17 protein-coding genes are annotated in these 23,757 nt (G+C 60.4%); 5 read left to right on the forward strand and 12 right to left on the reverse strand.

Features of this window, described 5'->3' with window-relative positions; genetic code table 11:
• From DK871_RS12105 to DK871_RS12115, 3 genes are all read right to left on the reverse strand, one after another.
• The gene (locus DK871_RS12105; RefSeq protein ID WP_161905195.1) at positions 1 to 1,473 is read right to left on the reverse strand and encodes a Fic family protein; all 1,473 of its coding nucleotides are present in this window, start codon (positions 1,471 to 1,473) and stop codon (positions 1 to 3) included.
• A 97-nt stretch (positions 1,474 to 1,570) separates the two neighbouring features.
• Positions 1,571 to 1,816 carry a DUF2789 domain-containing protein gene (locus DK871_RS12110; RefSeq protein ID WP_161905196.1) on the reverse strand — a complete coding sequence of 82 codons (246 nt, stop codon included), beginning with the start codon at positions 1,814 to 1,816 and terminating at the stop codon, positions 1,571 to 1,573.
• A gap of 32 nt (positions 1,817 to 1,848) precedes the next feature.
• Positions 1,849 to 3,429, reverse strand: a complete 1,581-nt coding sequence (locus DK871_RS12115) for a glycosyltransferase family 39 protein (protein WP_161905197.1) — start codon at positions 3,427 to 3,429, stop codon at positions 1,849 to 1,851.
• A gap of 193 nt (positions 3,430 to 3,622) precedes the next feature.
• Here DK871_RS12115 and DK871_RS12120 point away from each other — a divergent pair, with 193 nt between their 5' ends.
• The 4 genes from DK871_RS12120 to DK871_RS12135 all read left to right on the forward strand — a co-directional run bounded on the left by DK871_RS12120 (position 3,623) and on the right by DK871_RS12135 (position 7,288).
• Positions 3,623 to 5,785, forward strand: coding sequence for an outer membrane assembly lipoprotein YfiO (locus DK871_RS12120; protein WP_161905198.1), 2,163 nt, complete (start codon positions 3,623 to 3,625; stop codon positions 5,783 to 5,785).
• Positions 5,782 to 6,486 (forward strand): DUF3142 domain-containing protein, encoded by a 705-nt coding sequence (locus DK871_RS12125; RefSeq protein ID WP_161905199.1) that lies wholly within the window; start codon positions 5,782 to 5,784, stop codon positions 6,484 to 6,486. Before DK871_RS12120 ends, DK871_RS12125 begins: the two co-directional genes overlap by 4 nt.
• A 207-nt stretch (positions 6,487 to 6,693) precedes the next feature.
• Positions 6,694 to 7,053, forward strand: coding sequence for a helix-turn-helix transcriptional regulator (locus DK871_RS12130; protein ID WP_161905200.1), 360 nt, complete (start codon positions 6,694 to 6,696; stop codon positions 7,051 to 7,053).
• A complete protein-coding gene (locus tag DK871_RS12135) occupies positions 7,031 to 7,288 on the forward strand; it encodes a HipA N-terminal domain-containing protein (RefSeq protein WP_256677449.1) in 258 nt (85 codons plus the stop codon). The genes DK871_RS12130 and DK871_RS12135 overlap by 23 nt, the downstream gene beginning before the upstream one ends.
• Positions 7,289 to 7,316: 28 nt before the next feature.
• On the opposite strand, the gene DK871_RS12140 is transcribed toward DK871_RS12135, so the two are convergent.
• The 9 genes from DK871_RS12140 to DK871_RS12180 all read right to left on the reverse strand — a co-directional run bounded on the left by DK871_RS12140 (position 7,317) and on the right by DK871_RS12180 (position 19,281).
• Complete coding sequence (locus DK871_RS12140) at positions 7,317 to 7,901, reverse strand: hypothetical protein (RefSeq protein WP_161905201.1); 585 nt, start codon at positions 7,899 to 7,901, stop codon at positions 7,317 to 7,319.
• 102 nt (positions 7,902 to 8,003) lie between these two features.
• Positions 8,004 to 9,449, reverse strand: a complete 1,446-nt coding sequence (locus DK871_RS12145; protein WP_161905202.1) for an efflux transporter outer membrane subunit — start codon at positions 9,447 to 9,449, stop codon at positions 8,004 to 8,006.
• The gene (locus tag DK871_RS12150; protein ID WP_161905203.1) at positions 9,446 to 10,504 is read right to left on the reverse strand and encodes an HlyD family secretion protein; all 1,059 of its coding nucleotides are present in this window, start codon (positions 10,502 to 10,504) and stop codon (positions 9,446 to 9,448) included. The genes DK871_RS12145 and DK871_RS12150 overlap by 4 nt, the downstream gene beginning before the upstream one ends.
• A 15-nt stretch (positions 10,505 to 10,519) precedes the next feature.
• Positions 10,520 to 12,055, reverse strand: coding sequence for an MFS transporter (locus DK871_RS12155; protein WP_161905204.1), 1,536 nt, complete (start codon positions 12,053 to 12,055; stop codon positions 10,520 to 10,522).
• A 249-nt stretch (positions 12,056 to 12,304) separates the two neighbouring features.
• The gene (locus DK871_RS12160; RefSeq protein ID WP_056782528.1) at positions 12,305 to 13,225 is read right to left on the reverse strand and encodes a LysR family transcriptional regulator; all 921 of its coding nucleotides are present in this window, start codon (positions 13,223 to 13,225) and stop codon (positions 12,305 to 12,307) included.
• Positions 13,226 to 13,285: 60 nt separating this feature from the next.
• Positions 13,286 to 14,158 (reverse strand): TauD/TfdA family dioxygenase, encoded by an 873-nt coding sequence (locus tag DK871_RS12165; protein ID WP_161905205.1) that lies wholly within the window; start codon positions 14,156 to 14,158, stop codon positions 13,286 to 13,288.
• Between the two features lie 215 nt (positions 14,159 to 14,373).
• Entirely contained in the window at positions 14,374 to 15,738 is a 1,365-nt protein-coding gene (locus DK871_RS12170; protein ID WP_161905206.1) for an HlyD family type I secretion periplasmic adaptor subunit, read from the reverse strand.
• Positions 15,728 to 17,884: a type I secretion system permease/ATPase gene (locus DK871_RS12175; protein ID WP_003187441.1), complete on the reverse strand. Its 2,157-nt coding sequence runs from the start codon at positions 17,882 to 17,884 to the stop codon at positions 15,728 to 15,730. Before DK871_RS12175 ends, DK871_RS12170 begins: the two co-directional genes overlap by 11 nt.
• Positions 17,885 to 17,925: 41 nt before the next feature.
• Positions 17,926 to 19,281, reverse strand: coding sequence for a TolC family outer membrane protein (locus DK871_RS12180; RefSeq protein ID WP_032894249.1), 1,356 nt, complete (start codon positions 19,279 to 19,281; stop codon positions 17,926 to 17,928).
• A 337-nt stretch (positions 19,282 to 19,618) separates the two neighbouring features.
• Here DK871_RS12180 and DK871_RS12185 point away from each other — a divergent pair.
• Positions 19,619 to 23,757: retention module-containing protein (locus tag DK871_RS12185; RefSeq protein ID WP_161905207.1), on the forward strand; the 4,139-nt coding region annotated here is incomplete at its 3' end.

The following is a 23,757-nucleotide window of genomic DNA, read 5'->3' on the forward strand; positions in this document are numbered from 1 at the left end:
TTACTCGCCCATCAATCTCAGGCTCTCGTTCTCAATAAACCCAAACACCTCCTCCGCCACGCTGTACTGAAACTGCTTACGCCGATGCTTGGAAAGCTTCCCACCGTTATCCAGGCACATCATCACCAGCTTCGACAGATCACTGCCGCGCACGTCGTAGCGTTGGTTCACCGCTTTGATCACACGGTCGTAACGGTCGAGGAATTCGGTTTCTTCGCGCAGTTCCACTTCCAGTGCGCGGCGGGCCATTTGCAGGGTGAATTCGACGCAGCGGGTCGCATCCCAGTAGCGATAGATCGAAGGGTGGCCGATGAAGTCGAACGCCATATGGTCCGCATCCAGCCAAGTGACGTTCCAGAATTCCCGAGTCGGCTGGGAGAAGGTCTTGAGTGCCTCCAGATAGGCTTGTTCCTCGTGCTTCATGGCGACGGAGACCGGTAGCAGCAAGCCATTTTCCAGTGCGCCGTAGTGGCAGAGCGTCTGGTGAATCAGGAAGCGAGACAGGCGCCCATTACCGTCCATGAACGGGTGCAGGAACACGAAACCGAAAGCGGTGACCGCGGCCGCAACCAAAGGATCGACGTCTCGCACGGGCTGGTTGGCGAAGGCCATCAGCTCTTCCATCAGTTCCTGGCAAAGCGCAGGGGCTGGCGGTACGTAGCTCACACCGGCTGCGCCGCGCAGCCCGTTGTGCAGATGGTTCTGTTCGTGGCGAAACGCGACGGCTTTGTCGAAGGGGTTGGAGACGGTGCTGTTTTGCAGCTCGACCAAGTAGTCCTCGGTGAGCAAACGGCCTTCGTGGGCCTGGCGCAGGAGTTGGACGAAACGACGGGATTTTTCTTCGCTGGGTTGTTCTTTTTCGATGGCAAATGAATCGCGGGTTTCGTGCAGGTACGCCCACTGGATGGCGCGGTCCATCATTTCGGGTGGGAGGGTGGCCATGAAGGATTTGGCACGGCCCAGTATGTCTAGACTCAGTAAGGCGTCGATTTCAGACGTACGCTCGACTGTCGCGCAATAGGCCAATGAGCCCAAACCGTTGAAGTCGATACGCCAGCGAGAATTGCGTGTAGACGGCCCCGTTACGTAGCGTTGCGGATCAAACAGGGGAGAAACTCGGCTGTTGATAGGTTTGCTGTAATCGAGCCGTTGCAACGTCAGGCCCTCCCATAAATAGCAGGCCTTGCGGATGAATACGCCGTTAGGTGCCTTATTCAGCTCTTGCAGCAATTGATCTGCGCTGACCGCGTCAAGTGCCTGAGCGAGAATTGCGAGATTTATGCCTTCGTGCTTGAGGGCAAAAAGAATATGGTCGAGCACCGAATCGGCTGCAGGCGCAACCGCTTGGGGAACAGCAAGGCAATCGCCAATCAACGAGATGCGGGTGACGGGCTTGACCATCGCGGAACGAGCAGGCGCAATGGCTTTCAACCCGAGGAGTTGGTGAAGATGGGCATAGCCGACCAAAGACATCGCGCGACCTCAGAAAAAGTTCACTTGCGCGATTAAAGCCTAGATTTTTTCAAGCCTCATCAATTTTTTTCAAGTTTTGGCCTTTCTGCTCAGTTTTTTACACCCCTCGCCCACCCCGCAACATCAAGTTCAACTCATCCACCACTACTGCCCAATCCGCATCGTCCAGAATTTCCTCACGCAAAAACGCCCTCTGGCTATCCGTCCAAAAAAACGCGTCCGCCAGTTTCAACTCCGGCTTGAGCGGCGAATGAGAGGCGACAAATTGCTCGATACTGGCCGGGTCGTGCGGCAAGCCAAGCTGTTTGAACAAAGCCGGCAAGCTGTGTACTGGCGATTCCATGAAAGGCTCCTCATAAACAGGTTGAAGTGAGTCTAGCGGCAGCCTTCAGGTTGCGGCGCCGGTGCGTTGCATAGCACGAACAGCCGCGCCCTGGCGCCACCGCCGTCCTGGCGACTGAGTTCGCGCCAGCCGTTGGGCAGTGGCGCAAATTCATCCGGGGCTTCGTTGCTGCTGATTAACCATACCCGTCGCGTTTGAGCAGGCAGTGCGGACAGGCGGTCCAGATAGATGCGGCCACCGTCCTGGTCCACCAGCGTGCCGAAGCCATAGGCATTCGGACGAGTCGCGGTGCCGTCGGGTTTGGGCGGTGTGAAGAGCTGCAGTTGGGCGTCTGTCTGGTCGTAATACACGTAGCTGAGGTACCACATCATGTCACTGAGAACGATGCGGTCGCCTTCCTGGTAGTTGCGATTGACGAACTCCACGGGCACGTTGAACTGGTCGTGTTCATCCACCTCAAAATTGTTCTTCAACCCCAGCAGTTCTACGCCCACAAACAGCGCGAACAGCGCCACGCCCAGCCAGGACAAACGGTACGGCAGACGGTCGATGGCAAGCGCCAGGACTATCGGCAGGCCCAACGCATACACCGTTAGGTAACGCTCGATAAACACCGGCGAGATAAAAGACACGCCATAGACCAGCAGCAGCGGCAGCAGGCAAAACAGTGCCGGCAGGCGCGCCGCGGGGTTGCGCCAGGCCGCCAGTACGACCACCACGGCCAGCAACAGGGGGAACAGCCAGAACAGCGGCGACCACAGGCCGAGACCTTCATCCTGCAACAAAAACTGCCAGACCATCGACGGCAGAGACAGCAGGTTGACCGGCTCTTCCCAACCAATGTCGCCGCCGACTTTGAGCTGTTCGACGTGCTGCACCAAATCCAGCAGGCTGGGCAGCCAGGGCAGATACAACAACACTATCGCCACGTTGGCCGCCCACCAGGCAGGCCGCGTGATCAAGCGCTGACCTGGCGCCTGCAACCCCAGGTACGCCCAATGCACCAGCACGCACAGCGCGGTGAAGTAGTGGGTATAAAAGCCGGCGCTCATCAACAGCACATACACAGCCCCATAGCGCGTGCGTTCGGGCTGCTTCACCCAGTACACCAGCGCCAGCGTGGCGCCCAGTAGCCACACGCCCAGCAGCGAATACATGCGCACTTCCTGGCTGTAGCGCACTGCGGTCGGCAGCAGCGCCAACAGGATCCCCGCCAGCACGGCCGCGCGTCGGGTGGACAATTGCCGTGTCAGCCAGATGCCCAGGCCCACGACGGCCACACCGGGGATCGCACTCAGGCTGCGAATCGAGCCGATGCTGTCGCCGAACACCTCGATCCAACCGCGCAGCAGGAAGAAATACAGCGGCGGGTGCACATCATGGGCTGCGTGAAACCACAGGTCGGCCAGGGCGTATTCGCTGAGCAACAGGCTTGAGCCTTCGTCGCCCCAGATCGCCGCCGAGGTGAGGTGGTAAAACCGCAGCGCCATGGCCAGCGCCAGGATCGGCACCCACCACAGGCGGCTGAGCCAGCCGGCACCCTCCCAGCTCAAGCGATGGAAGGCGGGCAATGCCTCGACTTTTCCGTTTTGCTCTACCACAGACCGACGCATATCGACTCCGCTACTACTGCCCTCTTACAGGGCAAACACTGCGCATGCGCAAACACCGCCACTCTAGGCCAAAAGCCCTGGCCTCGCCGCTGGAATCGGACAAATCAGCAATTTGTGTAGGCCTTCACCGAAGCACTCGTCGGATCAGGCTATTATTGCCCCCTCTCCAAGGACTCAGGATCAAGGAAACGTTATGCGTATCGGTTTGCTGTCACCTCTGGCCCTGGCCCTGCTGGCCGGTTTTTCCCTACCGGCCCAGGCCAGTTCTGACGACTCGTGCTACCCCGACTGGCGGGTGTCGCGTGACGGCTACGAGCCGTGCAGCAACCAGCCGTTTCTCAGCCCTGGTAACGACAGCCGAGTGAACCTGCGCCTGTTGCTGGCCGACAAAAAAGCCGCGCCCCTGGCCCCCAATGCCTTGGGCGAAGACGATTTGGCCCAAGGCTTCGGCCCGGTGCCGTTTCCGGTGTATCGCCTGGTGCCGGTTCCGGCTACGGCTGAGGAGCCGGATAACAAGGCTGACGATTCACGCACAGCCGAACTCGACACGCTGCTCCAGCCCCTGGGTATCAAGCGCGAGGAGTACAAGACCGCAGGCCAGGCCTTCCTGAATGGCGAAGGCAGCCGTTGCCGCAGCAATGACGATGACAGCGCCACGGCGTTTATCAGCCAGGTGATCAAAGCCCAGATGCCGCCCGCCGAGCGCGATGTGTTGGTCAAAGCACGCCTGCAGTTGCTGACCACCTGTGACTGGAGCCGCCAGGTGGTGGACGCGCAGCTGACCCCGTCGGCCAATGCTCAGTTGTTTCGCACCTATTTGCAGGCCGCCGGCGATTTCTACAGCGGGCGTTTCGATTACGCCGAGCGCGGGTTCGCCGCTGCCTCCACCAGCGATGTGCCGTGGCTGAAGGAAACGGCGCTGTACATGACTGCGCGTACGTCGCTGAATCATGCCCAGGCCGAAGCCTTCGATGAATACGGCATGCCGCAGCGCGAGCATGTGGATAAGTCGGCCTTGAGCGATGCCGAAGAAGGTTTTCTCAGTTACCTGAAAACTTACCCACAGGGCGATTACGTTGCGTCCGCCCGTGGCCTGTTGCGCCGCGTGCATTGGCTGGCGAACGACGACGCCAGGCTTGCCGAAGACTTCACCTGGCAATTTACCGAGGCCACCGACGCCCAGCGTAATGTGAGCGTGGACGAACTGGTGGAAGAGGCCGACCTCAAGTTGCTGATGGTCGGCAACAAAGCCGCGAACAGCCCGATGCTGCAAGTGGTCAGCGACCTGATGGCGATGCGCGCCCACACCCCGCCGCTGTTGAGCCGCGAAGACCTGGATAAGCAAAAGAGCACCTTCGCCAGTGAGCCGGCGCGGTTTGACTTCCTGCAAGCCAGCTATGCCCTGTACGTCGAACACCAACCCGACGCGGCCTTGAAGCACCTGCCGGCGGACGTGCCGTCAACCCTGGATTACTTCGCCTTCAGCCAACAGACTCTGCGCGCCCTGGCACTGGAAGCCAAGCAGGACTGGAAGGGCGCCGAAGCCCTGTGGCTGCAACTGCTGCCGCTGGCCAAGCAACCGCTGCAACGCGACCAACTGGAACTGGCGCTGGCCATGAACTACGAGCGCAGCGGCCAATTGGCCAAGGTGTTCGCCGCCGACTCGCCGATCAGCGCCAAGCAAGTGCGCTACATCCTACTGCGCAACGTCGCCGGCCCCGACCTGCTGCGCCAGCAGATCGCCAACGCCAGCGACCCGATCGAGCGCCAGAGTGCGCAATTCGTGCTGCTCTACAAAGACCTGCTGCGCGGCCAGTACGCCACCTTCGCCGATGATCTCAAGCAGGCCTCGCTCTCTGACGACAAGCTCGGCACCAGCCTGGGCTACACCTATACCAGCGGCCAGACCTTGAAGCTGTTCCAGTGGAACGGCGACAAGGCCGAATCCGGCTACGCCTGCCCAAGCATCGCGCAAACCGCCGCGACTTTGCAGGACGAGGCCAAAAAACCGCACGCCTTGAACTGCTTCGGTGAGTTCATCCTGCGCAACGGCCTGGACGGCATGCCCCTGGAACAACCCCGCGCTGCCGGCAGCCTGGGCAGCACCGCCTCGGACTTCAAAGGTGAAACCTTCTCGCGCCTGGACGGCTACAAACAGGTGATCGCCAACGCCAAGGCGCCGAAAACCGACAAGGCCTACGCGTTGTTCCGCGCCATCAACTGCTACGCGCCGGCCGGCTACAACAGCTGCGGCGGCGAAGACGTAGCGCCGGCGGTGCGCAAGGCCTGGTTCCGCCAACTAAAGAGCGGTTTTGCCGATACCCAGTGGGGCAAATCGCTGCAGTACTACTGGTGAAGCCGCTGTGGCTGGGCTTGCTGTTGCTGGCAAGCCCGGCCTTTGGCGCCGTTAACGCAGGCGACTACGACGCCTTCTGGCTGTGGAGCGGGGTCACGCCTCAGCCGGTGATCAAGCAGGCAAAAACCCTGTACATCCTGCAAGGCCAGATCAACGCCACCCGCCGCGCGCCCCAGCGCGGCGTACAACTGATCGCCCAGGGCATGAGCGTGCCGCGCCTTACCCAAGGCCAGGTCTGGGTGGTGTACCGCGCCCACACCCTGCGCTGGCCGGAACGGGTCTACACCCAGGTGCTTGGCCAGGTGCAACGCTGGCGAGACGCCGGCAACCCGGTGATCGGTATCCAGATCGACTTCGACGCCCGCACCCAATACCTGCACGAATACGCCGACTTCCTGCGCGACCTGCGCCAACGCCTGCCCGCCGACCTGCGCCTGAGCATCACCGGCCTGATGGACTGGAGCAGCAACGCCGACCCGGCCGCCATCGCCCAGCTCAAGGGCGTGGTGGATGAAGTGGTGGTGCAGACCTATCAAGGGCGTCACAGCATCCCGGATTACGCGGCGTATTTGCCGCGGATGAATCGGCTGGGGGTGCCGTTCAAGATTGGCTTGATTCAGGGCGGGGAGTGGCAAGAGCCGGGGTATCTGCAGGGCAATGAGTGGTTTCGGGGGTATGTGGTGTTTTTGCAGAATCTTTGAAGTTTGCTAACACCTGTAGGAGCGAGCTTGCTCGCGAAAAACGTCAACGATAACGCGTGTTTCCTGATTGAACGCGGCGCCTGTGAGTTTTTTGCGAGCAAGCTCGCTCCTACAAAAAGCCATTAGGGATCGAGCCGATTTTTTGAAGGTGGTCTTAGAAGCCTGGATGATATAAGTTACCTTTACCGCTTTAAAGAGTGATATATCATGCAAGAGATAGCCAAACCCTACCCGCACAAAGGGTACATCTCAGAGAGAAGCGCTGAACTGATGAGAGGTATCGGCAACGGTATCGAAATAGCCCGCATTCGTCGTCGGTTGAAAATATCCACCATATGCAGCCGTGCGGGCATTACACGGCAGACCTATCAGCGGCTGAGACAGGGCGAGGCCGGCGTCTCCCTCGGCGTGTTGATGAATGTGCTGAGCGCGATGGACCTGGAAGAAGGCATGGCGAGCATCGCGTCACCAGAGCTTGACCAGGTTGGGATTACCATGAGCCTCGCCCGTGAGCCTGAGCGAATTCGCACTGAAGGAGAACCCGATGTCCTGGAAGCCGATTGGTAATGCTTTTGTTTTTTCAGCTCACTGTGTCGGTGACCCGGTCCCTGTTGGCGAGGTGGCCATGCATGGGAATGGATTCGTTTTTCGCTACGCCAACAGTTGGCTCGCACGGCCCGACGCCTTTGCGATTGACCCGCTGAGTTTGCCACTGACCCCAAACCAGTATTCCTCGACGCGCATGTTTGGTGTGCTCGACGATGCAACGCCCGACAAACTGAAAAAACTCTTTGTGCTTTAGCGCCCAGCATGACGCCAGGACTCTCTCATCATTGGTCCAAAACGAACGTTCCCAGGCCTAGCGCAGAGCTGATCCCAACCACCCAGAAAGACATGCCGATGCAGATCCAAATACCATTGGCCCACGTTATGCGGGTGTTGGCTTGCCCTCTCGAGTCATTTTCCAAGTGGTTTACCGCATGCTGAATCTGCACAGTCATCGCGACCTGCACGATGGCGAAGCACAGGCCCACCTTCAATGCGGTAAGAGACGAGACGAACCACACGTAGGTAAAGGGTAGGAAGGCACAGGTTATCCAGCCAAGCGCAAAGCAACGAGGCCACCACCGGTAAGACGGGTCTTTCAGATCAAGCGCCTGTTTGATTTTCATCACCAGCGCATACACAAAAAAAATCGAAAAAAATGCCCGCACGATCGGTAATACACGGGTGCCCGTTGCGGCGCGATAATTACTCCAATGCTTGTATAACCAATAAAACGTATAGAAACCTTGAGACAGCAGCACCATCAATACCAACTTACGCGGCGCCACGATAAAAAAGGTCGAGGCGCCGGCCGATGTCAGTTGGAGATCAGCTTGCGGTGAGGCATAGGGGTTTTCAGGTATGAACATAAGAACGACTCTTGAGGGTTGATCCACAAGATTAATGCTCGTGTTCTCGGCTATTGAACTCATGTTGAAATCAGGAACATTCCTACACTCGACTTCACCAAATCATTCTTGTACCACTTGCAACGGGTACACCGACTCCCACCCTCCTCCCAACGCTTTGTACAGCCCGACCATAGCCAATGACACGCCGGTGGAGCTTTCCACCCACTGCTCCTGCGTTGCCAGCAACGCGCTCTGCACGGTGAGTACGTTGACGAAATCCGCCACGCCTTCGACGTACTGGTGTTGGGCGGTGGTCAGCGCAATTTGGTTCTGGCGCACGGCTTCAGCCAGGCTGTCGCGGCGCAGTTGGCTGGCGTTGTAGCGGGTCAGTTGGTCGTCGATTTCATGCCAGGCACGCAGCACGGTTTGCTGGTAGGCCAGGGCCGCTTCCTGTTGCTGGGCCTCCCGTAAATCCACCATGCCTTGAAGGCGTCCGCCGTTGAACAGCGGCAGGCTCAGCTGTGGGCCGAAGGCAAAGGCACGGGAACCCCAGGAACCGAAATCCGAGAGTTGCATGGCTTGGGAGCCGAGGCTGCCGGACAGGGTGATGCGTGGATAAAAGTCGCCCTTGGCCACGCCGATGCTGGCCGTGGCAGCGTGCAGGCGCGCTTCGGCCTGGCGGATGTCGGGGCGGCGCTCGGCGAGTTCCGATGGCAGGCCGATCGCGACCTGGCGTTGGGTTTGCGGCACAGGGGCGTCTTTGGACAACTGCGCGTGCAAGGCCTGAGGCGGCTCGCCCATCAGCAGACTGAGGGCGTTGATCAGCTGGTCCTGGCGCTGCTGTAGATCCGGCAGGCGCGCTTCGATAGCCGCGACCTGGGCGGCGGCTTCGGCCACGTCCAGGTCGGTGGCCACGCCGTCGGCCAACCGCAATTGCGAGAGCTTGAGGCTGTGGCGCGCAACGTCGAGGTTTTGCTCGGTGACAGCGCGAGTATTTTGCACGCCGCGCAGTTGGATGTAGTCCTGGGCGGTCTCGGCCAACACCGATAGCAACACGGCGCGACGGTCGTTTTCGGCAACTTCCAGCGTGGCGTCAGCGGCCTCGGTTTCACGCTTGACCCGGCCCCAGAAGTCCAACTCCCAGGCGGCCGAAAAGCCCATGTCCCATTGGTTGAAGGCCGAACGGCCATTCTCGCCGGAGGGATCGCTCAAGCCTTTGCCGCTGTTGCGCTTGCGTTGGTAGGCGCCGCCGGCATCGACGTTGGGGTAGCGCTCGGCCGTAGTCACCTGGCGGATGGCGCGGCTTTGTTGCAGGCGGCTGCTGGCCAGTTTCAGGTCGAGGTTATCGCTGAGGGCGCGACGCGTAAGGGCCGAGAGCTGCTGATCGTGGAAGACGTCCCACCAGCGCTCCTGCAAGGGGTCGCTGACGGCGCGGCTGGCGGCCTGGCGGCCCTGGGGTTCGCTCCACTGGCCGACGCGCGGGGCATCGGGCTGTTGGAAATCCGGGCCGACCGTGCAGGCGCTCAGGCTGATAAGGCTCAGGGTGAGCCAGGCGAGGTGTCTCATTGCTGGGCCACCTCACGCTGCTGCTCGACGGGCCGGGTATCGACGCTGGCTTCTACCGACATGCCGACGCGCAAGCGCTCGGTCAGTGGCTGGTTCGGCTCGAGGATGATCTTCACCGGAATACGCTGCACCACCTTGGTGAAGTTGCCGGTGGCGTTGTCGGGTTTGACCGAGGCGAAGGTCACCCCGGTGGCCGGCGCCAGGCTTTCCAGGTGGCCATTGAGCACTTCGCCGTCGAGGCTGTCGACCCGCACCTGGACGGCTTGGCCAGCGTGCATATGGGACAGTTGGGTCTCCTGGAAATTGGCCACCACATAGGCTTCGGCCAGGGGCACCACCGCAAGGATCTTGCTGCCCGGTGTCACGTAGGCGCCGACCCGCACCGCACGCTCACCGACCATGCCATCCACCGGCGCGACAATGCGCGTGTAAGACAGCTGATAACTGGCCATTTCCAGCGCGGCCTGGGCGCGTTTGAGCCCACCTTCGGCGGCGTCACGTTGGGCGGTGAGGATCTCCACCTGCTTGCGTTCGGCGGCCAGCACGGCGGTGGATTTGGCCAGGCGCGCAGTGGCCTGGTCGATGCGCGTCTTGGCTTGCTGGGCGTTCTGCACGGTGCCCGCACCGACGCCAGCGAGGTGGTTGTAGCGGTTCAGTTCATGCTCGGCAAACGCCACTTCGGCGCGATCCGCTGCCACCGTAGCCTGGGCCTGGGCGATCACCGAGCTTTGGCGCTCCAGGGTCGCGCTGGCGTTTTTCAGCTGGGCCTGGGCGACCAGGGTGTCGGCATCGGCGGCCTGGGCGGCGGCGCGAAAATCGCGGTCGTCGATCAACGCCAGCAGTTGCCCGGCCTTGACACGCTGGTTGTCTTCTACCAGCACCTCCTTGATGAAGCCGGCAACGCGGGGAGCGACCAGGGTGAAATCAGCCGCGACGAAGGCGTCGTTGGTGGTCTGGTGCTTGCGGCCCAGTACGCCCGGCGCAACCAGGTAAACCAGCACGCCGACGGCAAATACAGCAATAACGGAGACGGCAATTTTGTCTTTGCGTTTCATGGAAAGTCCTTGTGGTCAGGCCGGAGCGCGAGGCGGATAGATCCGCGTGGGCATCCAGAAAATCAGCAGGATCAACGCCACCGCGACAGCGGCCATGACGACGTAAAGATCCGAAGAGGTCAGCACCACGGTCTGCTCGTGCACGCGGTGGGCGAGGCCCGGCGCGTCAGCGTCGGCAAGGGGCGAATTGCCCAGGCGGTCCACCAACATGGTTGAATGGAAATGCCCGCGCTGGGTGGTCAATGTATCCAGCACCGCAGTGGCGATCACAGCAGCCAGGCCCTTGACGGTGTTGAACCAGGCCGAGGCGAACGGCCCTTCGATGGGTTGAATACTGCCGGTGGACAGCATCAGCAGCGGCAACACAGCCATCGGCTGGCCGAAAATCTGCAGCAGGTACCAGCCATAAAAGTCGTCGCGAATCCACGCCGAAGTCAGGTGTGAACTGCCGAGGCAGCACAGCACCAACATACTCAGGCCAATGCCCAGCACCCAGCGGCAATCGACCCAGCGCAGGTTGCACAGCGCCGCCACCAGCGGCAGCGCGATCAACTGCGGCAACGCCATCAGCAGCATCACCGGTGCGGTTTGCAGCGGCCGGTAGCCCTGGACTTGGGCGAGGAAACTGGACGGGATGATGATCACCGAGGTCAGCACCATCAGCACGCCGGCCAGCACGATCAGGGCAAACGCCAGGTTGCGCAGGCCAAGCATCTGCAAGTTGAAGAAGGGCAGCGGCTGTGACCATTCGTTGAGCATGAACAGCACCAGCAACACTGTGCCGCCACACAGCAGGAAGGTAATCAGGCCTGACTCGAACCAGTCCAGGCGATTGCCTTGCAACAGGCCGATCACCAGCATGCAGATCGCCGGGAAGCCCAACAGCAAACCACGCCAGTTGAACTGCTTGAAGCGTTCCAGGCGCAGCGGGTCTTGTGGCAAGCCGTAGGCCACGGCCGCCATGGCCAGCAGGCACGGCGCGACGATCTGCCAGAACGCCCACTGCCAGCCGACGTATTCGGTCCACAACGCCGCCAGCGGCGTGCCCAGGCTGGGGCCGAAGGTGGCGGTCAGTGCGTAACCGGCCAACCCGTACAACTTGACGTTGGCCGGCAAGAAACGCAGCGCCACGGTCATCAGCATCGGCGGCAGCGCGCCACCGGCCAAGCCTTGCACGGTGCGCAGCAGCAACAGGCTTTCGTAGTTGGGTGCGAACGGGCAGAGAATGCCCAGCACGGTGAACAAACCGATGGCGCACAAGGTGAAGCGACGCAGGGAAAACGTCACCGAACACCACGGCGCGAAGGCCATGGCCGCGACCGAAGTGGCGGTGTAGGCCGCGACCAGCCAGGTGCCTTCGTCAAAACCGATGTACAGCGCACCGCGGATATCGGCGAGGGCGACCTTGGTAACCATCTCGTTGAGCCCGGAGACCAGCACCGCCAGCAATACGCCAAGCAGGCCGATGATGATGCGCAGGCCGAACACGGGTGGGCTCAGGGCCGTAGGTTTGGCTGCGGCCTGGATAGCGGGGGCAGCGAGGGACGTCATGAACAGGTAACTCGGAATGAGAAATACCTGAGCAGTTTAATCAGGCACTCTCATGACAAAAAGTTACTTGTTGGCAGGTTATAAGTGCGTCAGACGCAACTCATCACAGCCTCAAGGCTCAACATTTTGGAAGGGACTTGCCCTCTGTAGGAGCGAGCTTGCTCGCGAAAAACCCATAGGCGCCGCGTTCACCCAGGAAGCACGCGTTATCGTTGACGTTTTTCGCGAGCAAGCTCGCTCCTACAGATTTCAGGTGGGCTGCGCTTCCAGCCAGGTGGCGTGGCAACTCGCGCGCATGGTTTCACGCAGCCATTTGTGCGCCGGGTCTTTGTCGAAGCGTGGGTGCCAGGATTGGGCCAGGACCAGGGTTGGCAGTGAAATCGGCAAGGCGAACGCGCGCAGTGGCAGGTTCAGACGCTTGGCGCTCAGGAGGGCTTCCTTGGGTACCGGCAGCAGCAGGTCGGAATCGGGCAGCATGAACATCGCACCGTGAAAGCCTGGGGCGATCATGGCCACTCGGCGCTCCAGGCCTTGGGCATTCAACGCGGTGTCGATGGGCCCACGGGCGATGCCGCGCCGGGAGATACTGATGTGGGAATAGCTGGCAAAACGTGCCGCCGTGATTTCTTCGTCGAACAACGGGTGGTCTTGCCGCGCCAGGCCGACAAAGGTGGTGGAGAACAGGTTCTGCACCTTCACTTCCGGGCTGGCCGGCATAGTGTTGCTCACCCGCAAGTCCAATCGCCCTTCGCGCAGGGCTTCATCGTCGGTATCGCCTTCGGGCACGAAGCGCAGTTCGCACAGCGGCGCCATACGCTCCATGGTGTCGAACAGTCGCCCGCCATATACGCCGATGAAAAAATCATTGGCGCGCACGCTGAAGCGGCGGCGCAAGGTGCTCAAATCAACCTGGTCTGCCGAACGGAACAACAACGCAGCCTGCTCCACCACGTTGCGCACCTGGCCTTGCAGCTCAAGCGCCTTGGGCGTCGGCACCAGGCCACGGCCGGCACGTACCAGGATCGGGTCACCGACCGCTTCGCGAATACGCGTGAGGGTGCGGCTCATGGCGGCCGGGCTCAGATTCATCCGCCGTGCGGCGCCCACCACACTGCCCTCGTCGAGTAACGCGTCGAGGGCGACCAGCAGGTTCATGTCCGGTAGTTGCATGCCAAGCACTCGTGGTTCGTTGAGAGTGAACTGGGCGCAATCCTAGCAGGCTTTATCGGGTTAGAAAGGCGCATCCCCTTGAATGGTGGTACGGAACAATTTGCGCCGCAGATGGCTTGGGCAACCGGCGGCCAGGTGGATCAGCGAGCGGTTGTCCCAGAACACCAGGTCGTGGGGCTGCCACTGATGACGGTAGATGTTTTCCGGCAGCACGCTGTGGGCATAGAGTTGGCCCAGCAGGTCACGGCTTTCGTCATCGGGCAGGCCGACAATACGGGTGGTGAAACCCTCGCTGACGAACAGCGCCTTACGGCCGTTTTCCGGGTGGGTGCGCACAACGGGGTGCACCACTTCGGCAACCTGGGCGAGCTGTTCCGGGGTGAGGGTTGGGCGCCAGTTGCCTTCGAATTTGGTCTCGCTGTAGCGCGCCGTGTACGAGTGCGCGGCACTGCGGCCTTCGACGGCTTTGCGCAGGTGGCCTGGCAGTTGCTCCCAGGCTTTATGCATATCGGCGAACAGGGTGTCGCCGCCTTCAGAGGGCAGTTCCTGGGCATGCAGCATTGAGCCCAGGCTGGGCAGTTCTTTGTATGACAGGTCCGAATGCCAGAACTTGCCCGCATCCCCCAGGCCGATGGATTGGCCGTTCTCGATGATGTTGGAGACGATCAGGATTTCAGGGTGGTTGGCCAGCAGGAACTGTTTGAGCACATGGATCTGCAACACGCCGAAACGGCGGCTGAATGCGATCTGTTGTTCGGGGGTGATGCGTTGGTCGCGGAACACGATGACGTGGTGGTCCAGGTGTGCGCGGTGGATGCGGGCGAAGTGGTGGTCGTTGACTGGGCGGGATAAGTCCAGGCCGATGATCTCGGCGCCGACACTGCCGGGGAAGGGGCGAATGTCGAAGGTTTGGGCGGCGGTGGTGGTGGACATTGGATTCATTCCCGGCGGACAGGGGAGTGAATTTATAGGCATAAGGATGGAAGCTTAAATACCGTTAGCGCATATGGATATGGCGTTTGGTTTGAGCTGTAGCGTGATGTTGACGGCCTCATCGGGGGCAAGCCCCCTCCCACATTTTGATGGGTGAACACATTCAAATGTGGGAGCTGGCTTGCCTGCGATGAGGTCGGTACAGGCGCTGAAGATCAGCGCTCGTGCAACGCCTCGGCCCGCGCCTTGATGATCGGCTTGAGCAGGTAGCTGAGGATGCTTTTCTTGCCGGTGATGATATCCACCGAAGCAACCATGCCGGGGATGATCAGCAACGGCTTCTCGTCCGTGCCCAGGTGGCTGCGGTCGGTTCGCAGGGTGATCATGTAGTAGGTGGTCTTCTTGTCTTCATCGGTGATGGTGTCGGCACCGATGCGTTCGAGCTTGGCCTTCAGCCCGCCGTAGATGGTGTAGTCATACGCGGTGAACTTGACCACCGCTTCCTGCCCAGGGTGCAGGAAGGCGATGTCCTGCGGGCGGATCTTGGCTTCTACCAGCAAGGTGTCGTTCAGCGGCACGATTTCGACCATGTCGCTGCCCGGCTGGATCACACCGCCAACGGTGTTGACCAGCAATTGCTTGACGATCCCGCGCACGGGTGAGGTGACCAGGGTGCGGCTGACCCGGTCTTCCAACGCGCGGCCGGTGGACTCGGCCTTGTTCAGTTCAGTACGGGCTTCGTTGAGTTGGGTCAGGGCTTCGCTGCGGAATTTGCCGCGGGTTTCATCGATCTTGCGTTGCACTTCCTTGATCGCCGATTCCGCACGCGGGATCGCCAGGGTAGTGGCGTCCAATTGCCCCCGGGTTTCCATTTCGGCGCGCTTGAGGCGCAGCACTTCTACCGGCGACACCGCACCCTGGGCCACCAACGGCTCGGACATGTTGATTTCCTGGCGTTGCAGGGACAACTGGCTGCGGTATTGGCCCTGCTTGGAGGTGAACTCGCGCAGTTCCTGTTGGCGCTGGACGAGTTGCTCCTGCAAGCCGCCGACTTCGTCTTTCAACTGCTGGCGGCGGCTTTCATACAAGGAGCGCTCGTTGGCGGCCTGGCTCGGCGCGGCCTTGAGCACCTCGTCGGGGATGTTCAGCGGGCGGTCATCCACCTGCGCGCTCAAACGCTCGACGCGCAGCTGCATGGCCAGGCGCAGGGCTTCGGTTTCCCCGGCGTTGGAGACAAACCGCGTGTCGTCGAGGCGAATCAACGGCGCGCCGGCTTCTACGATCTGGCCTTCCTTGACGTACAGTTCGGCGACGATACCGCCTTCCAGGTTCTGGATTTTCTGCAATTTGGATGACGGAATCGCCTTGCCGTCGCCACGGGTCACTTCGTCGATCTGGGAGAAACCGGCCCACACCACCAGGAATATAAAGAACGCGATAATCGCCCAGATGGTCAGGCGGATGACCCGCGGGGCATCTTCGATCAGCGCCTTGTTGACCTCGGGCAGCGGCTGGCCCTGCAGCGAATCGGAGCCTTTGAAGTAGCGGCCGACCGCACTCTTGATGGAGTTAAGCAACACTGATCTGCCCCTTCTTCAACGCTTCCATGACCACGGCTTTGGGGCCGTCCGCGAGAATCTGCCCACGGTCGACCACCAGTAGGCGGTCGACCAGGGAGAGCAGTGAGGCTCTGTGCGTGACCAGCACCACGGTCTTGTTTTGCACCACGGCTTGCAGGCGTTGCTTCAAGCGTTCTTCACCGGTGTTGTCCATGGCGCTGGTGGGTTCGTCCAACAGCAGCATGGGCGGGTTGAGCAGCAGCGCTCGGGCCAGGGCGACGTTCTGGCGCTGGCCGCCGGACAGGTTCTGCCCACGCTCGCCGACTTGCAGTTCGTAGCCTTGGGGATGCAGGCGGGCAAATTCGTGCACGCCGGCAAGTTCGGCGGCTTGCAGGACCATTTCATCCTCGACGTAGCGCGCACCGGATACCAGGTTGTCGCGCAGGGTGCCGGCCAGCAATTGAATATCCTGGGCCACGTAGCCGATGTTGTGGCGCAGCTCGCTCACGTCGATCTGGCGCACGTCCACGCCGTCCACCAGCAAGGAGCCGGAGTCGGGCTGGTAAAGGCCGACGATCAGCTTGGCCAGGGAGCTTTTGCCCGAGCCGCTGCGGCCGATGATGCCGATTTTTTCCCCTGGCTTGATCACCAGGTTGATGTTTTTCAGCGCCGGGTTCTGCTGGTTCGGGTAAGTGAAGTTCAGGCCCCGGCACTCGATGGCGCCTTGCAGGGTGCGCCGGCTCATGGGGCGCTCTTCGAAGTTGCGCTCCTGGGGCAGCTCCATCATCTGGTCCACCGAGGTCATGGTGACCTTGGCTTGCTGGTAGCGCGTCAGCAGGCCCGACAGCGAGGCCAGCGGGCTCAAGGCGCGGCCACTGAGCATGTAGCAGGCAATCAGGCCGCCCATGCTGAGGTTGCCGTCGATGATCTGGTACACGCCGAACACGATCATGATCACGCCGGCCAGTTGCTGGATCAGCAGGGTCATGTTCATCGACAGGCCCGACAGCAACTTCACCCGCAGCTCAAGCCGGCTCAGGGTGCCGATGGTCTGTTCCCAGCCGTACTGACGCTCGCTCTCGGCATTGTTGACCTTGACCGCATCGAGCCCGGCGAGGGTTTCGATCAGGCTCGACTGGCGCTCGGCGGCCAGCGCCATGGTGCGCTCCATGGTCGCGACCAGGGGCTTTTGCAAGGCGTAGCCGATGCCCAGGGCCAGTGGGAATGCCAGCACCGGGATCCACACCAGATGCCCGCCGAGAATGGCGATGACCAGGAAGATCAGCAGCGTAAACGGCAGGTCGATCAGGCTGGTGAGGGTCAAAGACGCGAGGAAGTCGCGCAGGCTTTGAAACTCGTGGATGTTCTGCGCGAAGCTGCCGACCCGCGCCGGGCGGTACTTCATGGACATGCCGACGATGCGCTCGAACAGCGTGGCCGAGATGATCAGGTCGGTTTTTTTACCGGCCAGGTCCAGGCACAGGCTGCGCAGGCTTTTGAGGATCAGGTCGAACAGGTAGGCACCGCAGATGCCCACGGCCAGCACCCACAGGGTGGCGGTGGCCTGGTTCGGCACAACGCGGTCGTACACGTTCATCACGAACAGCGGCGCGGCCATGGCGATGATGTTGATCAGGAAGCTGGCGGCGATGGCGTCGGTGTAGAGCCAGCGCGAACGCATGAGGGTGTCACGGAACCATGAGCGTGCCCGCGGAATCAGGCTGCCGTGATTGACATCGAATTTGTGTTGCGGCTGTGCAAAGAAGACTTTGCCGATGTAGTCGTCGGCCAATGCTTCGCGCTTGATCAGTACTTCACCGCCGTCGCTTTCACTGAGCAGGATCCGCGCTTGATCTTCGCCCTGCCAGCCGACCAGCACGGTACTGCGACCGTCCTTGAGCAACAGCAGCGCCGGCAGTGCAATGGTCGGGATCTGATCCAGCTTGCGTTGCAGCAGCCGGCCTTGCAGCCCGGCCCGCGCAGCGGCACGCGATAGCAACTCGGCACTCAACCGTTGCGAAGGCAGCGGCAGGCCGGTGGTGAGCATGGCCGCGCTGGCCGGTTTCTGATGCAGGGCGCAGAGCGCCAACAACCCGTCGAGTAACGGGTCATCGTGCAGTGCGCGTGGATCATGACTGAGATGGACTCGACTGACTTCAGGTTCCACGCGGCGCACTCTCGACTAACAGATGGGGCTATTGGGGTGGCTCAATTCATCCCAGGCAGTTGGACTTTAGGTTTCACGTCGTTCTGCACGACGGAGGCCATTGGTGCAACCACTCCCTGGCTCTTGAGCAATTCGCCCATGGTCGCCTTGATTCGGTACTGAGTAAATAACTGAATGTTCTTGATTTCTTCCAGGCGGCGGGAAGCAGTGAACAATTCATTCTCGCTGTCGAGCAAATCCAACAGAGTACGTTGACCAAGGCTGAACTGTTGCTGGTAGGACGTGCGTACGCGGGTGCTGTGATCCACGTACTGCTGGGCGACCGGCAATTGCGCGTTGGCGTTGTTCAGGGCGTTCCAAGCCAAGCCTAGCTCTTCATTGAGTTGGCGCAAGGCGTTGTTGCGGATGTCCAGCGCCTGGTTGGCCTGGTAGGACTTCGATTGCAGGTCGGCCTTGTTGCTGCCACCGGCGAACAGGTTGAAGCGCATGCGCACCATCGCTTCCCAGCCATTGCTGTGGTTGGGGTCACCGGAGACATTGTTGTCGGCGTTGGTGCCCAGTTCAGCGTCAAAGCGTGGGTAGAACGTGGATTTGGCGGCGTCGTACTGCTTCTCGGCGGCAGAGATATCCGACTCGGCCGAACGCAGCACCGGGCTGTTGTCGAGCATCTGGCGGCGCGCTTCGTTCAGGTCGGCTGGCAGCATGGCCATGAACGGGGCCGGACGCTCGAGTTCGTCGGGCATCTGGCCGACGGCGCTGAGGTAGTTGACCTGCGCGTCGGCCAGGTTGGTCTGCTCGGTGATCAAATTGTTGCGGGCCTGGGCCAGGCGCGCTTCGGCCTGGTCCTGGTCGGCACCGTTGCCAACGCCACGCTGGGTGCGCAACTTGATCTGGTCGTAGATGCGCTCGTGGTTGCGCAGGTTGTCTTCGGCCAGGCGCACGAATTCACGGCGGGTCAATACTTCCAGGTACACCTGGGCAACGGTCAGCGCGGTGCGCTCGGAAGTACCAAGCAAGGAGTAAGCGCGGGAATTAACGTTGGCTTGTTGACGCCCGACTTCGCTGGAGGTGGCGAAACCGTCAAAAATCATTTGCTGCAGGCGCAGGCTGGATTCGCCGCGGTTGAGCGTGTCCCAGTGATTGCCGCCTGGGTTGTTGGCGCGGGTGGTGGCGTTGTCGGTTCCTTGGCGGCCGTAACCGGCGTTCAAGTCGACACGCGGCAGGTAGCCACCTTGTGCGGCGCGCAGTTGGTAATCGGCGGCAATGCGGCTGTTAACACCCGCCTGAATTTCCGGGTGTACGTCCAATGCCTGTTGCATGGCTTGGGGCAGTGTCTGGGCTTGTACGAAACTGGCGGCGAGAGCGAACGGTATTGCCTTGAACAGGTGCAGACGCATTTAAAATTTCCCCAAGACTTCTTGTCTTAAATCACAGCGATTGGCACCGCTGCGTCGGATAATGGCTACCGTAATGACCGTACGTCGGAAAGTTCAAAAAGCGGAACTGCTTCACACATGTAGGACGGTTCGCCGCATAAATATCAATGTGACATTACTAGGCCGATTGTTTAGGATGGCGACCATAAGGTCAATAGTTTGGCACAAACTAGATAGCTAAAAAATCCAGCCAAATATTTGACGTCAATGTATTTATAGACTACGCCCCCCAGATTGGCAGCGCTAATAGCGTGCTGCGAAATGGATTTGTCGAAACGGATCACCGGAGAAAATTTTAATGAGCAGTGTTGTTGCCATCGTCAAAAGCATTGTTGGTCAAGTTTTCGTAATTTCTCCGGAAGGTGCTCGCCGCGTCCTCGTTGAGGGTGATCGCTTGTTCGCGGGTGACCAGATCGACACCGGTATGTCGGGCGCCGTGAGCCTGGAGCTGGCCGACGGCCGCATCCTGGACCTGGGCCGTGACACCCAGTGGAGCGCCGATATGCCGGACTCCACCGCCGACCTGGCAGCGGCCAGCGAGCAAGCCGCGCCATCGGTGGCCGAGTTGCAACAAGCCATCGCCGCCGGCGCTGACCCGACCACCGACCTGGAAGCCACCGCGGCTGGCGCAAACGCTGCCGGTAACGGTGCCGCCGGGGGTGGCCATAGCTTCGTGGTGCTGGATGCGACCGCCGGCCGTGTAGACCCGACCATCGGCTTCCCCACCGCACCTATCGGCCAAGGCACGTCGGCACTCAACGCCCTGAGCGGAGCACCAGGCTCGGCGGACTCGGGCAACCAAGTGCTGCAGCCTTCGACCTTGACCCTGAGCGCGACGCCAACCATCACCGAAGCGGGCGGCGTGCTGACCTACACCGCCACCGTGACCCGGCCTTCTACCAGCGATCTGACCGTCACTTTGACCAATGGCGCGGTGATTACCATCCCGTCCGGCCAACTGACCGGTACGGTCAACGTTCCCCTGGCCCCTAACGACACCCCCTACAACGACCCGAGCCAGATCAGCGTGGGCGTTACCGGCACCAGCGGCGGCGGCAATCTGGTATTGACCATCGACCCTAACCCGGCCGTGACGCAGATCACCGACACCATTGACACCACCACGGTCACCCTGACCGCTGGCTCGACCGTGACCGAAGGCGGCCAGATCACTTACACCGCCACCCTGACCAACCCGGCGCAAACGCCGGTGAACGTCACTTTGAGCAATGGCTCGGTGATCACCATCAAGGCCGGCGAATCGACAGGCAGTGTTGTCGTTGATACGCCGGCTAACGACGTCTACAACAATGGCTCTACCGTCAGCACCACCATCACTGGTGCAACGGGCGGCAACTTCGAGAACCTGGTACCGAATACCACCCCTGCAGTCACCACCATTACCGATTCGATCGACACCACCACGGTCACCCTGACCGCTGGTTCGACCGTGACTGAAGGCGGCCAGATCACCTACACCGCCACCTTGACCAACCCGGCGCAGACGCCAGTCAATGTCACCTTGAGCAATGGCTCGGTGATTATCATCAAGGCCGGTGAGTCGACAGGCAGCGTTGTCGTTGATACGCCGGCTAACGACGTCTACAACAACGGTTCGACGGTCAGCACCACGATCACGGGCGCAACGGGCGGCAACTTCGAGAACCTGGTACCGAATACCACCCCTGCGGTCACCACCATTACCGATTCGATCGACACCACCACGGTCACCCTGACCGCTGGTTCGACCGTGACCGAAGGCGGCCAGATCACCTACACCGCCACCTTGACCAACCCGGCGCAGACGCCAGTCAATGTCACCTTGAGCAATGGCTCGGTGATCACCATCAAGGCCGGTGAGTCGACAGGCAGCGTTGTCGTTGATACGCCCGCTAACGACGTCTACGTCAACGGCAGCACCGTCAGTACGACGATTACGAGCGCGACTGGCGGCAATTTCGAGAGCCTGGTGCCGAGCACCACGCCAGCGATTACCACCATTACCGATTCGATCGACACCACCACTGTGACGCTGACAGCGCCAACCGAGGCGAACGAAGGTGGGCAGGTTACGTATACCGCCACGCTTTCCAACAAAGCTGGCACAGATGTCACGCTGAAGTTGGATAACGGTTCGTCGATCACCATCAAGGCTGGCGAGACCGTTGGCACCGTAACTGTCCCTGCGCCTAGCGATGATGTGTTCATCGACAAAAGCACGCAGACCGTCCAGATCACTGAGACCTCTGGCGGCAACTTCGAGAAATTGGAAGTTGCAGGCAATGGCGCAACCACCACGATCAACGACACCCTCGACAAAGTTGATGTGGTGCTGACGGCAACTCCTACCGTTGGCGAAGGCGGCAACATCGTCTACACCGCCAGCCTTGTGGATAAGAACGGCACGCCGGTGACTAACATCACCAACCCGTTGACCGTCACTTTGGATAACGGTCAGACCATTACTATCGGTGTTAACCAATCCAGCGGCACCGTTACTACCGTGGCGCCAGACGATATTTATAAAGGCGATCAGACCGTCACTGCTGCTATCAAGGGTGTGACCGGCGGCGAGCACTTTGAAAATCTGGTTCCAAGTACCGATAACGTCACCACAACCGTGACTGATACACCGGGTACCGATAACACCACTACCGTAACGCTGACGGCTCCGACCGAGGCGAGCGAAGGTGGTCAGATCACTTACACCGCGACCTTGAGCAACAAGGCCGGTACTGACGTCACCTTGAAGCTGGATAACGGCTCGTCGATCACTATCAAGGCTGGCGACACCGTTGGCACTGTGACCGTGCCTGCGCCTACCGATGACGTGTTCATCGACAAGAGCACCCAGACGGTCAAGATCACTGAGACTACTGGCGGCAACTTCGAAAAACTCGAAGTGGCAGGCAACGGCGCAACCACCACGATCAACGACACCATCGACAAGGTTGATGTAGTCCTGACTGCTACCACCACCGTTGGTGAAGGCGGCAACATCGTCTACACCGCCAGCCTTGTGGATAAAAACGGCGCGCCGGTGACTAACGTCACCAATCCGCTGACCGTCACCCTCGATAACGGCAAGACCATCACCATCGGCGTAAACCAATCGAGCGGTAGCGTTTCGGTTGTTGCTCCTGATGACGTGTACAAAGGCGACCAGACCGTCACCACTGCTATCAAAGGCGTGACCGGCGGCGAGCACTTTGAAAATCTGGTCCCAGGTACCGATAACGTCACCACAACTGTGACTGACACACCGGGTACCGACAACACCACCACCGTGACGCTGACGGCTCCGTCCGAAGCAAACGAAGGTGGGCAGATCACTTACACCGCCACGCTTTCCAACAAAGCGGGCACCGATGTAACGCTGAAATTGGATAACGGCTCGTCGATCACCATCAAAGCGGGCGACACTGTTGGCACCGTGACCGTGCCAGCGCCTACCGATGACGTGTTCATCGACAAGAGCACGCAGACCGTCCAGATCACCGAAACCACTGGCGGCAACTTCGAAAAACTGGAAGTCGCAGGTAATGGCGCAACCACCACGATCAACGACACCATCGACAAAGTCGATGTGGTTCTGACGGCCACCACCACCGTTGGCGAAGGCGGTAATATCGTCTACACCGCTAGCCTTGTGGATAAAAACGGCGCGCCGGTGACTAACATCACCAATCCGTTGACCGTGACTTTGGACAACGGCAAGACCATCACCATTGGCGTGAATCAGTCGAGCGGAAGCGTTTCGGTTGTTGCTCCTGATGATGTGTACAAAGGTGATCAAACCGTCACCACGGCTATCAAAGGTGTCACTGGCGGCGAGCACTTCGAAAATCTGGTCCCAGGTACCGATAACGTCTCCACAACGGTGACTGACACACCGGGTACCGACAACACCACCACCGTTACGCTGACAGCTCCGTCGGAGGCGAGCGAAGGTGGTCAGATCACTTACACCGCGACCTTGAGCAACAAGGCCGGTACTGACGTCACCTTGAAGCTGGATAACGGCTCGTCGATCACCATCAAAGCTGGCGAGACCGTCGGCACCGTGACCGTGCCTGCCCCTACCGATGATGTGTTTATCGATAAGAGCACTCAGACCGTCAAGATCACTGAGACTACTGGCGGCAACTTCGAAAAACTCGAAGTCGCAGGCAGCGGCGCGACCACCACGATCAACGACACCATCGACAAGGTCGATGTAGTCCTGACCGCCACCACTACCGTTGGTGAAGGCGGCAACATCGTCTACACCGCTAGCCTTGTGGATAAGAACGGCGCGCCGGTGACTAACATCACCAACCCGTTGACCGTCACCTTGGATAACGGCCAGACCATCACTATTGGTGTGAATCAGTCGAGTGGCTCTATCACCACTATCGCGCCGGATGATGTGTACAAAGGCGACCAGACCGTCACCAC

This window comes from Pseudomonas sp. L13, from assembly GCF_009935965.1.
GTDB lineage: Bacteria > Pseudomonadota > Gammaproteobacteria > Pseudomonadales > Pseudomonadaceae > Aquipseudomonas > Aquipseudomonas lactis.

Excerpts from the sequence above, each read along its gene's own strand:
- DK871_RS12180 (WP_032894249.1), bottom strand. The coding sequence starts at position 19,281 with ATGCGTCTGCACCTGTTCAAGGCAATACCGTTCGCTCTCGCCGCCAGT.
- DK871_RS12165 (WP_161905205.1), bottom strand. The coding sequence starts at position 14,158 with ATGTCCACCACCACCGCCGCCCAAACCTTCGACATTCGCCCCTTCCCC.
- DK871_RS12130 (WP_161905200.1), top strand. The coding sequence starts at position 6,694 with ATGCAAGAGATAGCCAAACCCTACCCGCACAAAGGGTACATCTCAGAG.
- DK871_RS12155 (WP_161905204.1), bottom strand. The coding sequence starts at position 12,055 with ATGACGTCCCTCGCTGCCCCCGCTATCCAGGCCGCAGCCAAACCTACG.
- DK871_RS12140 (WP_161905201.1), bottom strand. The coding sequence starts at position 7,901 with ATGTTCATACCTGAAAACCCCTATGCCTCACCGCAAGCTGATCTCCAA.
- DK871_RS12115 (WP_161905197.1), bottom strand. The coding sequence starts at position 3,429 with ATGCGTCGGTCTGTGGTAGAGCAAAACGGAAAAGTCGAGGCATTGCCC.
- DK871_RS12145 (WP_161905202.1), bottom strand. The coding sequence starts at position 9,449 with ATGAGACACCTCGCCTGGCTCACCCTGAGCCTTATCAGCCTGAGCGCC.
- DK871_RS12150 (WP_161905203.1), bottom strand. The coding sequence starts at position 10,504 with ATGAAACGCAAAGACAAAATTGCCGTCTCCGTTATTGCTGTATTTGCC.
- DK871_RS12135 (WP_256677449.1), top strand. The coding sequence starts at position 7,031 with ATGTCCTGGAAGCCGATTGGTAATGCTTTTGTTTTTTCAGCTCACTGT.
- DK871_RS12105 (WP_161905195.1), bottom strand. The coding sequence starts at position 1,473 with ATGTCTTTGGTCGGCTATGCCCATCTTCACCAACTCCTCGGGTTGAAA.
- DK871_RS12120 (WP_161905198.1), top strand. The coding sequence starts at position 3,623 with ATGCGTATCGGTTTGCTGTCACCTCTGGCCCTGGCCCTGCTGGCCGGT.
- DK871_RS12160 (WP_056782528.1), bottom strand. The coding sequence starts at position 13,225 with ATGCAACTACCGGACATGAACCTGCTGGTCGCCCTCGACGCGTTACTC.
- DK871_RS12110 (WP_161905196.1), bottom strand. The coding sequence starts at position 1,816 with ATGGAATCGCCAGTACACAGCTTGCCGGCTTTGTTCAAACAGCTTGGC.